Consider the following 10,422-nt stretch of genomic DNA (forward strand, 5'->3'; position numbering starts at 1 on the left):
CAGCTTGGAGGAGGTCAGAGCGCTCTTTGATCCACTCCTGGCGGACTGAGCTCAGTTGCAGCCCTGGACGGAGATCCGGTAGGTGAAGCCCGTGGCCGCCTGATCGCCGCTGGCGCCGATCTTGAAGTTCACCTGGTTCACCGTTTTGCCGGGAACAGCACGAACGGTCCACTGACGGCCGGTGCCGACATTGGGGGCATAGGAGTCATTGACGACCTGGAGATTGGAGCCATCGGTGAACTTCAGGTAGGCCTGAATCGGATACGTCGCGCTCACCGAGGAGTTGGCGGTGAAGAACAGCTTGTAGCTGCTGTAGGGCTGGTTAACGAAGAAATCGGTGTTCCAGTTCGGGCGGCTGAAGGGCAAGGGGCTGCCCAGGCTGATGGTCTTGGTGACGATGTTGCTCTGGCCATTACCGCCCACGGGGGCGAGGAACTGACAGGAGGCCAAAGCCGGGGCAGACGCCATGAGGGCACCAGCGCCGATCAAGGCGGTGACTCCAGCACGCATGAAAGCCGACATCGAAAAGAACGATCACTGGTTTCGCTCTAGCCAGAGCTGACCAGGATGGAAAGCACTGCAGGAAACACCCCGAATGGCCCTGTCGCGCAGCCTCGGCCTGCGCAGCCTGACCCTGGCGGTGGTGAGCGGCACCATCGGCTCGGGCTGGCTGTTCGCACCCTTCTATGCCGCCCGCAGCGCCGGGGCCGCGAGCCTGATCGCTTGGCTCCTGGGCGGAGTGCTGGCCTTTGGCCTGGCCATGGTCTTCGCCGAACTCGGGGCACTGGTGCCCAGCTCCGGCGCCCTGGCGCAAATCCCAATGCTCAGCCATGGCCGCCTGGCCGGGTTCATCGGCGGATGGTGCGCCTGGGTGGCCTACCTGGCCCTTCCCACCATTGAGGTGCTGGCGATGATCGAGTACCTGGCCAGCGACCTGCCCTGGCTCACCCTCGATGGCGGCCAAGGCCAGGTGCTCAGTCCCTGGGGCATGGCCTTCGCCGCTCTGCTGCTGGTGCTGATGACCTGGGTGAACTTGGCGGGGGTGCGCACCCTGGCCCGCTGGATTGACACCCTGACCAGCTGGAAGCTGGTCATTCCCCTCCTGATTTCGGCCGTCCTGATGCTCAGCGCTTCGGACTGGAGCAATCTGCTGGTGACCGTGGGAGCACCCGGCGCAGGGGAGAACTGGCTGCCCGGCATTGTTCATGCCATCAGCAGTGGCGGCATCCTCTTCAGCCTGCTGGGATTTCGCACCGCCATGGATTTGGCGGGCGAAGCCAGAGACCCCCAACGCACCGTGCCCCTGGCCATGGGCCTTGGACTGGGGCTCTCCATCGCCATCTATCTGGCGCTGCAGCTGGCCTTTCTCGTGGCGGTGCCCCACAGCAGCCTGGGCGCGGGCTGGGGAGCGCTGCAGCTGAGCGCCCACGGCGGCCCCCTGGCGGCGATCGCCATGGGACTCGGTCTGAGCTGGGTCGTGGGGTTGCTGCTGAGTGATGCGGTGATCTCCCCGGGAGCGACCGCCATGACCTACTTGGGGCTCTCCGGCCGGGTGGCCTGGATGATGGGCAGCCTGCGTCTGCTGCCCAGACGGCTGGAGCACCTCAACCGCCAAGCCGTGCCCAGCACAGCACTCATCCTGAGCTTGGTGATTGGCGTTGTGATGCTGCTGCTTGGCCCCAGCTGGCAGCAGATCGTGAGCTTCCTGACCGCCTGCTTGGTGATTGCCTTGGCCGTTGGGCCCGTCAGCCTGCTGGCCCTCCGTCAGCAGCTCCCGACTGCCCATCGCGCCTTTGCGCTTCCTGCTGCCGCACTGGTCTGTCCGCTGACCTTCATGGCCGCCAGCTGGGCTGTGCTCTGGTGCGGACGCACAGCCGTTGAAGGCGCCATCGCCCTCGTCCTGGTTCCGGCCCTGATCTTTACGGGAGTCAACCGATGGCAAGGCCGACCGCTCGATGGGACGCATGGCCGTTGGTGGTTTGGCTACTTAATCGGCCTGCTGCTGATTGCCGAGCTGAGCGGCTCCAATCGCCTGATTCCCGGCGGCGAACTGACACAGATCGCTCTGGCCAGCGCCTTCTCCTTGGCCGTTTTCCCCTTCGCTGTGCGATCCCGCCTGCCGCAGGTCTCGAGCGAAGCCCAGGTCCAAATCAATTAATCGACCGCCGCTGTCGATGGCCAGTTGCTGACATGGGTCGCGACCGGGGATCACTGGCGAACGGCTCAGGCACACCATGAACTAGGCACATTCACCTACAAAAACTAGAAATCAAGGCGCAATCAGGGTCGATCCCAAAGAAAACGTGAAGGGCTTTTTTGTTTGCCTTCCAAAGGCTCACGTTTGATTGCGTGGGGAAACGAACACAGAGCTGGGAGACATTCACCGGCCTTAGAAATCACCCAGTCAGCAGTCGGATTCATGGGCGACCATCTGCATCTCGTCGGACTCACCGGTGATGGCTGCCGGATCGCCCGTGACGGGGGCGGCGGCTATGTCGTGAACCACAACGACAGCGACGGAAGCTGGGAGCGGGTCGCCAACCTCCCCGCGGCCTATGCCGTTTGCGAGCGCTTCAGCCAACGGGACGCCCTCGGGCTGCCCAATTGGCGCGCCGAGGCCTAACGACCAGAAGGCAACTGGCCCAACCCTGATTAGCGTTAGTCCAACCCTTGGAAGGTTGCGATGACAGCCCCCTCCAGCAGCTGCACTGACCGCCCGGGCCGCGCCGGGATCAGCAGTGACAGCTTTTCTGCCCGCAAAGAACAGGCCCTGGTGATCTTGTTGGCCCAGTCCCTCGCCGAGGCACAGATCGGCCGGGCCGATGCCCAGGCCAGCCAAGGCCTCTGGAATGAGGTGGCGGAACTGGAGCTTGACCCAGATCGGATCATCAACCTGCTCTACGGCGGCGAAGACCTAAGCGATCGAGCAGCCCTCAAGGAACGGGATCAGCAGTGGCTCTCCGCCCAGGTGCGCCGAGCACCTCGCGGATGGTCCCTGCGAACCCTGCACCTGGGACGCCCTCAGCCCTATTTGAGCGGAATCGGCATCTCCACGAGGGCCGGCTCAGGGGCGCAGCTTTCAACGCGCTGACTGACGACATCGCCAATCACCACGATGGACGGGGAGGCCAGCTCCGCCTCCTGAACGGCTGCAGCCAAACCACCCAAGGTGGAGACCACCGCCTTCTGCCCCCGCACCGTGCCTTGCTGCACCGCAGCAGCAGGGGTCGAGGCGTCCAGGCCGCCGGCAATCAACTCCTCACAGATATGGGGCAGGTTGTGCAGGCCCATGTAGATCACCAGGCCATCACTGCTGCGGGCTAAGCCGCGCCAATCCACCCCAGGACGACGCTTATCAATCTCCTCGTGACCGGTCACGAAGGTGACGGAACTGCCGGCACGGCGGTGGGTCACGGGAATGCCGACATAGGCAGGGGCGGCGATCCCAGCCGTCACCCCGGGAACCACCTCAACGGCGATCCCATGACGCTCGAGGTGGGCTGCCTCCTCACCGCCACGACCAAAGAGAAAGGGATCCCCACCCTTCAGGCGCACCACGCAGCGATGGCGCTTGGCCATCTCCACCAGCACGGCATTGGTGCTGGGTTGGGGCACAGAGTGATGGCCCCGGCGCTTCCCAACGAAGTGCTGCTCGGCACCGTCCGGCACCAAGGCCAAGACCTCGCGCGGCACCAGTGAGTCATAGACCAGGGCATCGCACTGGCTGAGCAAACGCTGGGCCTTGACCGTCAGGAGGTCGGGATCACCGGGACCAGCCCCCACCAGATACACCTTGCCGGCAACGTCAGCGGTCATGGCAGATCGAGCAGGAGGTTGAACAAGAACTGACGGGTGGCCGGACGCTCCAGCAGCGCCAGACAGGGGGAGACGTCCGTCCGTAGGTGGGCCGTCATCCGATTGGGCGCAAGGGCCAAGGGCAATGCCGCCGCATCGCTCGGGGCGCTTCGGTCTGCACTTAAGCAGGGCACCCCCAGGTAGCGGCTCAGGGCCGAGAGGTAGCGATCCGCCACCCCTGGCCGAAGGGGATGGTGCAACACAGCCGGAGCATTCAGCGCGCGCAAATGCTCCAACCAGGGGCCCCAGGCCCCGAGGAAAGGAAGCGTGCACACCTGATGCCCTTCTCGGCGCAGCCGATCACGGATCCCCGGGACATCACTGCGGGCATGGCTGCCGGGCGTCAGCAGCAGGGGCACCAACAGCAGCGATTGCCCCTGGGGCAGCTCCAGAGGATCAGCCGTGAGGGCTTGCAACCAAACCGGAGCCTGACGGGCCTGGGCGAGATCGTTCAGCAGCTCAGTGATGACCTGGGGAATCTGCCCACCGGCGTGGCCGTGGACCACCAAGAGCAAGGGCGACTGCCGAGCAGCGGAGGGCTTCGGTAGCAACGGCCACCGCCAGCACCCCGGGCCTGCTGATGGAGTCACATCCACCGGATTCATAGGAACACGATGCCAGCCGCCCGCCCCTTGCCCAGCTCCCGCCGCAGGCCCCAGAGCAGCTACGGACGCCCCCGCTACCGGGAGATGCAGCCCACCCCGCAGTGGAGGCGCGAACTCGATGCCGACTTCGCCGCCATGGGCAAGGTCTGGCAAATGATTCGCAGTGGAGCGACGCGAATGCTGGGCGAAATCGGACGCCAATACTGAGCTGCGCGGGGCCGAAGAGCGTGACCATCAACCCGGAAGATGGGGCCCCTTTAGGTATCCGTTGACACCCTTTTCACCACTCCCCTTGGACGGCGTCGATCCGTAACAACGGCGACAAAGCAGTGCAGAGGGCGAATGATTTGATTCCACCCACTAGTCGTTCTTTGTTTTGGAAACGGCTCAGTTGCTGACTTCATCTGAACCGATTTCCCATGGTGGCGACGCCAACGATGTCCAACGCAAACGAGACACCCAGCGCACTACCGAGCTGGCTCGAAGGTAAAAAGCTCAATAAGATTGAGCAGAACAAAGCGGCCAAAGACGGCCTACTCGTCGGCAGCGAAATCGAGACGTTCGCCAAACTTGGATGGGAGAACGTCGATGAGACGGATCTTCAGCTGCGACTGAAGTGGTACGGAATGTTCTGGAGACCCAAAACTCCAGGGCTGTTCATGATGCGCCTGCGGGTTCCCAACGGGGTGATCTCCGCAGAGCAGCTTCGGGTCGTCGGCAACATCGTGGCTCGCTATGGCAGCAACGGAAGCGCCGACATCACCACGCGCCAAAACATCCAAATGCGCGGCATCCTCCTGGAGGACCTGCCCGAGATTCTGGGTCAACTCAAAGCGGTTGGCCTGACCACCATCCAATCGGCCTTCGACAACCCCAGGAACGTCACCGGAAATCCCATTGCCGGCATTGACCCCCTGGAGATTGTCGACACTCGCCCGTACACCCAGGAGCTCGAAAACTTCCTCACGAGCAACCACCAGGGCAACCCCGAGTTCTCCAACCTTCCGCGGAAGTGGAATACGGCTGTCGCTGGTGCACGCGACAACTTCCTGCTCCACAACGACATCGCCTTCCACCCCGTTGAGCGCAACGGCGAGATGGGCTTTGGCGTCTGGATCGGCGGCATCCTCTCCTCCCAGATGAATGCCTATGCCATTCCCTTGAACGCCTGGGTCAAACCAGATCAAATCTGCGCGATCACCGAAGCCGTGATCAAGATCTGGAGGGACAACGGAGAGCGGGACAAGCGCCCTAAGGGTCGCTTCCGCCTGTACCTCGACGAGGTTGGCCTGGAGGCTTTCCGGGCCATGGTGGAAGAACGCTTTGGTCCGCTGACCCCAGATCCAGGTTCAGTCTTCGACGCTGAACCCCGCTCCCACTACGGCATCCACCCGCAGAAGCAGCAGGACCTGCACTACGCCGGTGTCCATGTTCCCGTCGGACGCCTGCTGGCCGAAGACTTCCAAGACATTGCCGCCCTTGCCGAGCGCCATGGCGACGGCAGCGTGCGCCTGACGGAAGATCAAAACGTGATCTTTACCGGCATCAGCAGCGCTCAACTCCAGGCCTTTGAAACGGAACCACTCCTGCAACGTTTCAGCCTGAACCCCAGCCACATTGCCGCTGGCACCGTCAGCTGCACCGGCAACAGCTACTGCAGCTTTGCCCTCACCAACACCAAGGATCAAGCCCTCGCTGCTGCTGAAGCGCTGGATCGTGAATTGGTCCTTCCGGAGGAACTGAAGATCCACTGGACGGGCTGCCCCAACACCTGCGGCCAGGCCTACATGGGCGCCATTGGTCTCACCGGAACCAAAACCAAACAGCCCGATGGCGGCATGGGCGAGGGCTACAACATCACCATTGGCGGCTCCCAAGGTGCCAACCCTCAAATCGGCGAGATGCACCGCAAAGGAGTTCCCGCCAGTGAAATCCAAGCGGTGCTGAAAGAAGTTCTCATTGAACAGTTTGGCGCCAAGCCCAGGACGTAAAAAGCCGCAGTCCGCACTACACATTTACCGGCATTTTTGAGACCAGGTGCTCCTTTCTTCTGAAGCCTGTCCTCAATCAGATCGCACCGTCTCACCCTCAACTTCGGACGCATGTCTTCATCAACGACGCAACAAAAGAGAGATGTCTTCTCTCGGTTTGTGAATTGGCTGAGCAGCAGTGGCACTGACAAAGCTGCCGTCAACAGGCCCCAAGGCAGCCAAGACATCATTTCTCGCTTGATGAACCGCATTAGCGGTTAATTCCTTTCCTCACACATCACTTGCAGAGCAAAACATGAGCGCGACAGCTTCACAGATGGACTACGTCCTACCCAATGAATTAGTCGACGGCATGATTGCTGCCGGCGGCAAAAAAGCAACCGTCAGCGTCAAGAACCTGCTGATCCGCGGTTTCTATTCCGGAGCCATCCTCGGTCTCGCCGTGATCCTGGCCCTGACCGTGGCCGCCCAGAGCAAGATGCCCTTCCTGGGCTCGCTGCTCTTCCCCTTCGGCTTCGCCAGCATCGTCCTCTTCGGCATGGAGCTGGTCACCGGCAACTTCGCCCTGCTGCCCATGAGCGTCTGGGCCGGCAAGGCGAGCTGGAGCGCCACCTTCCGCAACTGGGCCTGGGTCTGGATTGGCAACTTCATCGGCACCGCCGTTGTTGCCCTGATCATGTGGGCCAGCCTGACCAGCGCCGGCACCGTTGAGCCCCTGGCCGCTGCCGACGGCGGTAAGGGCTGGCAGGTCGTGGCCGCCACGATCATCAAGCTCAACAAGCTGAATGTGGTCACCAAGTACGAAGCCCTTGGCAGCACTGGCTTCTTCCTGGCCTTCCTGCGGGGCATGGTCGCCAACTGGCTGGTCTGCCTGGGCGTGACCATGGCCCTGGTGAGCAAGAGCGTTCCCGGCAAGCTGCTGGCCTGCTGGCTGCCGATCACGGCCTTCCAAACGATGGGCATGGAGCACATCGTGGTGAACCAGTTCCTGCATACCGCCGGCCCCCTGCTGGGCTCCGGTGTGTCCTTCGGCAAGGTGATCGTCTGGAACTTCATCCCCGTCACCCTCGGCAACATCGTGGGCGGGATGGTCTTCATCGGGATGCTCTTCTACAGCACCCACCGCACCAAGATGCCCAACGTTCTCCCCAGTGAGCACGACGACAAGCTGGAGCGGGAACTGGCCGCCGAGCTGGGGGCTCGCTGATCAATGGGACTCGCTGTCGCCCCTGCCTCTGACCTTCTTCAGCCCCATGAGGAAGCTGCTCTGAGCGAGCGGCTCGGACGCTGGCGGCGGCAGCCCCTCACCCCTGAAGAACTGAGCGCTCTGCTGCCTCGGGTCTCCGATCCCACCCTTGCCCTCAGCCTGGCTGAGCGGCTGGGGATGGCCGGACCCGAGGCCATTGCCTTGATCCTTCCCCTCTGCCAATCGCAGGGCATTTCTCTGCCCCTCATTCGCGCCCTGGGGATCTGTCATCACCCCCAGGCCTGCACTCAGCTCCTTACCTGGCTGCCAGAGGCCGGACCCCTGGAGCCCGATGTGCTCGAAGCCCTCGGCTGCTGGGGCAATCTGATCGATTTCAGCATCATCGAATCAGCGCTAAGCGCACCTGGCCAGAGCCATCGCCTGGCAGGCCTCAGCCTGCTGACCTTCCGCAATCGCAGCCTGACGGCCGAGGAGGTCCTACGCCTGACGACGCCTCTGCTGCAGGACTTTCGCGCCGATGTGGTGATTGCCACGATCAAGCTGCTGCAACGGCGCAACGAGCCCAGCGTCTTAACTGCCATTCGCGGCTGCATCAGCACCGAAGCTCTGCCCCGCGTCGCTGAAGCGGCACTCCAGGCCCTCGGTTGCATCGGCAGCCTGGAATGCTGCCAGCAGCTGCTGGAGCTTCGAGGCGAATTGGCTGGCACAGCCTTAGAAGAGCCGCTGCGGCGTCAACTCAAGGCTCAGGTCAGGCATCAAGCCCTGGTCGAGCAGGCCTTGGCATAACTATTCATTTCTACAATTCGCCACAAAAAAAGCCCACCGTTGGTGGGCTTTTGCGTTGGGAGCCGAAGCTCACCATTTCTTATAAGGAAGGAACTTGCCGCACATGGTGACCTTCACTCGGTTACCAGCAGGATCTTCAACTTTGTCCACATCCAAGGTGAAGTCAATGGCGCTCATAATGCCATCACCAAACTTCTCTTGGATCACGTCCTTCAGGGGCATTCCGTACACCTGCATGATCTCGTAGAAGCGATAGATCAGCGGATCAGTCGGGATCACAGGATCCAGACCGCCCTTGGTCGGGAACGACTGCAGTGCCTCGGTAATGGCATGGTCAAGGCTGAGCAGTTCAGCCAGCTTTTGGGCTTCTTCAGCCGAAGCGGTGGACTGGCAGTAGAACAGCGAAGCGATCCACACTTCATCGCGACCCAGGGCGGCCTCCAGATCAGCGAAGCTCAGCCCTTTGGCCTTCTTCGCCGCCATCAATGTCGCCGTGATTGTGGCGGGAGAGGGAGCTGCCAACGAGGGCATTGAAACAGGAGTAACCGTCATGGAGACAGGCCAGAATTGATGAGAGGAGTGAACAGAATGAAGCGCAATCTGCGTTCTGCTCGCATGTCAGATTCGCTGCAGATGGGGATCAACTTCGCAGCCTTTGTTACCGAGCCTGAAACAACTTGGTAGCTGCTGCTACCAGATCGGGCCTTGCCGGCACGGAGAATCCAGTGAGAACGAGCTCTTCTGTCGGCTTGACCTACGCCGCTCCCCCAACCGACGGCCCGCCGAATGGCCGTGAGCTGTTCAAGGCCTATCTCCGCAAAGTCGGCAGTGGCGAGCACACCAGTAGTGGACTGACGCGCGAGGAAGCCGCCCACGCCCTGGAACTGATGCTCGATGGGGCCGCTAGCCCGGCCCAAATCGGCGCCTTCCTGATCGCCCACCGCATCCGCCGGCCTGAGCCTCAGGAGCTCACCGGGATGCTGGATGTGTACCGAAAGCGGGGCCCGCAGCTGACAACCGGCAAGCCAGCCATCAGCTTCGGCATGCCCTTTGACGGGCGCACGCGCACCGCTCCGATCTACCCCCTAACCGCCCTGGTGCTCTCGAGTGCCGGACTCCCCGTGGTGCTGCAAGGGGCCGGCCGCATCCCCGTGAAATACGGGATCACGGCCCAGGAGCTGTTCGCCTGCTTGGGCCTGCAGCTCGCCGGCCGAAGCGTCGAGTGGGTCCAGGCCAAGCTCAACGCTTGCGATCTGGCGTTGGTCCATCAACCGGACCACCTCCCGGATGCCGAAACCCTGATCCCTTACCGCGAGGATCTCGGCAAGCGGCCACCGCTGGCCAGCCTCGAGTTGCTCTGGACTGCGCACCAGGGCGAGCACCTGCTGGTCAGTGGCTTTGTCCACCCGCCAACCGAAGCGCGGGCCTGGAAGGCACTGGACTTAGCGGGGGAAACCAACGTGCTGACCGTCAAAGGCCTCGAGGGGAGCACCGATCTGCCGATCAGTCGGGCCTGCGTGACGGGTCGTCCAACCCGAGAGGAGGACGGGCGCCAGATTCTCCACCCCCGCGACAACGGTTGCTACGGAGCCGACCCGCTTTGGGAAGGTCTGGAGACCTGGGGTCACCAAGCGGCCGCCGCCCTGGGCGGGCAAGGGGAACTCGCGACCGCCTTGATCTGGAATGCCGGCACCTACCTCTGGCAGGCCGGACTGGAGGCGAACCTCACAGGCGGCCTCGAACGCTGCCGGGAACTGCTGAACTCGGGGGTGGTGATGGCCCACCTCCAGCGTCTGCGCCAGGAGATGGGCTGAGAGCAAAGAATCAGCGCTCGCCCAGCACCTGCTTCATCGCCGCTTGGCCAGCAATCACGGGCTGCAACGACGCGGGTGCGGAGGTCGAAATGGAGGCACTAAGAAAAGATCAAGCCTCCATGGGAAGGTGAGGCAAACACTGGGGACAGCCCTGTGAGCTGGAA

General features: G+C 62.6%; 12 protein-coding genes. 8 read left to right on the forward strand and 4 right to left on the reverse strand.

Features of this window, described 5'->3' with window-relative positions; translation table 11 throughout:
• Positions 1-51 precede the first annotated feature (51 nt).
• Positions 52-522, reverse strand: coding sequence for a hypothetical protein (locus tag QZ186_RS10460; protein ID WP_010313754.1), 471 nt, complete (start codon positions 520-522; stop codon positions 52-54).
• Positions 523-595: 73 nt separating this feature from the next.
• Between QZ186_RS10460 and QZ186_RS10465 the strand changes: the two genes are divergently transcribed.
• The 3 genes from QZ186_RS10465 to QZ186_RS10475 all read left to right on the forward strand — a co-directional run bounded on the left by QZ186_RS10465 (position 596) and on the right by QZ186_RS10475 (position 3,091).
• On the forward strand, positions 596-2,158 hold the full coding sequence (locus QZ186_RS10465) for an APC family permease (protein WP_010313756.1): 1,563 nt from the start codon (positions 596-598) through the stop codon (positions 2,156-2,158).
• Between the two features lie 261 nt (positions 2,159-2,419).
• Positions 2,420-2,623, forward strand: coding sequence for a hypothetical protein (locus tag QZ186_RS10470; protein ID WP_296416712.1), 204 nt, complete (start codon positions 2,420-2,422; stop codon positions 2,621-2,623).
• Between the two features lie 60 nt (positions 2,624-2,683).
• A complete protein-coding gene (locus tag QZ186_RS10475) occupies positions 2,684-3,091 on the forward strand; it encodes a hypothetical protein (protein ID WP_296416713.1) in 408 nt (135 codons plus the stop codon).
• Here QZ186_RS10475 and cobA read toward each other — a convergent pair.
• The gene (gene cobA, locus QZ186_RS10480; RefSeq protein ID WP_247476700.1) at positions 3,028-3,816 is read right to left on the reverse strand and encodes a uroporphyrinogen-III C-methyltransferase; all 789 of its coding nucleotides are present in this window, start codon (positions 3,814-3,816) and stop codon (positions 3,028-3,030) included. The two genes, QZ186_RS10475 and cobA, sit on opposite strands and share 64 nt — an antisense overlap.
• Positions 3,813-4,361 carry a hypothetical protein gene (locus QZ186_RS10485; RefSeq protein WP_363155132.1) on the reverse strand — a complete coding sequence of 183 codons (549 nt, stop codon included), beginning with the start codon at positions 4,359-4,361 and terminating at the stop codon, positions 3,813-3,815. The genes cobA and QZ186_RS10485 overlap by 4 nt, the downstream gene beginning before the upstream one ends.
• Positions 4,362-4,469: 108 nt before the next feature.
• Between QZ186_RS10485 and QZ186_RS10490 the strand changes: the two genes are divergently transcribed.
• The 4 genes from QZ186_RS10490 (at position 4,470) to QZ186_RS10505 (ending at position 8,444) form a co-directional block, all read left to right on the forward strand.
• A complete protein-coding gene (locus QZ186_RS10490) occupies positions 4,470-4,667 on the forward strand; it encodes a hypothetical protein (RefSeq protein WP_247476696.1) in 198 nt (65 codons plus the stop codon).
• 212 nt (positions 4,668-4,879) lie between these two features.
• The gene (locus QZ186_RS10495) at positions 4,880-6,451 is read left to right on the forward strand and encodes a ferredoxin--nitrite reductase (RefSeq protein ID WP_296416715.1); all 1,572 of its coding nucleotides are present in this window, start codon (positions 4,880-4,882) and stop codon (positions 6,449-6,451) included.
• Between the two features lie 316 nt (positions 6,452-6,767).
• Complete coding sequence (locus QZ186_RS10500) at positions 6,768-7,658, forward strand: formate/nitrite transporter family protein (protein WP_010313770.1); 891 nt, start codon at positions 6,768-6,770, stop codon at positions 7,656-7,658.
• A gap of 3 nt (positions 7,659-7,661) precedes the next feature.
• The gene (locus QZ186_RS10505) at positions 7,662-8,444 is read left to right on the forward strand and encodes a hypothetical protein (RefSeq protein ID WP_296416716.1); all 783 of its coding nucleotides are present in this window, start codon (positions 7,662-7,664) and stop codon (positions 8,442-8,444) included.
• A 69-nt stretch (positions 8,445-8,513) separates the two neighbouring features.
• On the opposite strand, the gene cynS is transcribed toward QZ186_RS10505, so the two are convergent.
• The gene (gene cynS / locus QZ186_RS10510; RefSeq protein WP_071777923.1) at positions 8,514-8,975 is read right to left on the reverse strand and encodes a cyanase; all 462 of its coding nucleotides are present in this window, start codon (positions 8,973-8,975) and stop codon (positions 8,514-8,516) included.
• 218 nt (positions 8,976-9,193) lie between these two features.
• On the opposite strand from cynS, the gene QZ186_RS10515 reads away from it, so the two are divergent.
• A complete protein-coding gene (locus QZ186_RS10515; protein ID WP_296416717.1) occupies positions 9,194-10,258 on the forward strand; it encodes an anthranilate phosphoribosyltransferase family protein in 1,065 nt (354 codons plus the stop codon).
• Positions 10,259-10,422 lie beyond the last annotated feature (164 nt).

Origin of the sequence: Vulcanococcus sp. DEBay_Sum29NL08_54, from assembly GCF_017859255.1 — a bacterium.
In the GTDB taxonomy this organism is placed as follows: Bacteria; Cyanobacteriota; Cyanobacteriia; order PCC-6307; family Cyanobiaceae; genus Vulcanococcus.

Coding starts and splice junctions, on each gene's coding strand:
- QZ186_RS10500 (WP_010313770.1), top strand. CDS start 6,768: ATGGACTACGTCCTACCCAATGAATTAGTCGACGGCATGATTGCTGCC.
- cynS (WP_071777923.1), bottom strand. CDS start 8,975: ATGCCCTCGTTGGCAGCTCCCTCTCCCGCCACAATCACGGCGACATTG.
- QZ186_RS10495 (WP_296416715.1), top strand. CDS start 4,880: ATGGTGGCGACGCCAACGATGTCCAACGCAAACGAGACACCCAGCGCA.
- cobA (WP_247476700.1), bottom strand. CDS start 3,816: ATGACCGCTGACGTTGCCGGCAAGGTGTATCTGGTGGGGGCTGGTCCC.
- QZ186_RS10470 (WP_296416712.1), top strand. CDS start 2,420: ATGGGCGACCATCTGCATCTCGTCGGACTCACCGGTGATGGCTGCCGG.
- QZ186_RS10460 (WP_010313754.1), bottom strand. CDS start 522: ATGTCGGCTTTCATGCGTGCTGGAGTCACCGCCTTGATCGGCGCTGGT.
- QZ186_RS10475 (WP_296416713.1), top strand. CDS start 2,684: ATGACAGCCCCCTCCAGCAGCTGCACTGACCGCCCGGGCCGCGCCGGG.
- QZ186_RS10465 (WP_010313756.1), top strand. CDS start 596: ATGGCCCTGTCGCGCAGCCTCGGCCTGCGCAGCCTGACCCTGGCGGTG.
- QZ186_RS10490 (WP_247476696.1), top strand. CDS start 4,470: ATGCCAGCCGCCCGCCCCTTGCCCAGCTCCCGCCGCAGGCCCCAGAGC.
- QZ186_RS10505 (WP_296416716.1), top strand. CDS start 7,662: ATGGGACTCGCTGTCGCCCCTGCCTCTGACCTTCTTCAGCCCCATGAG.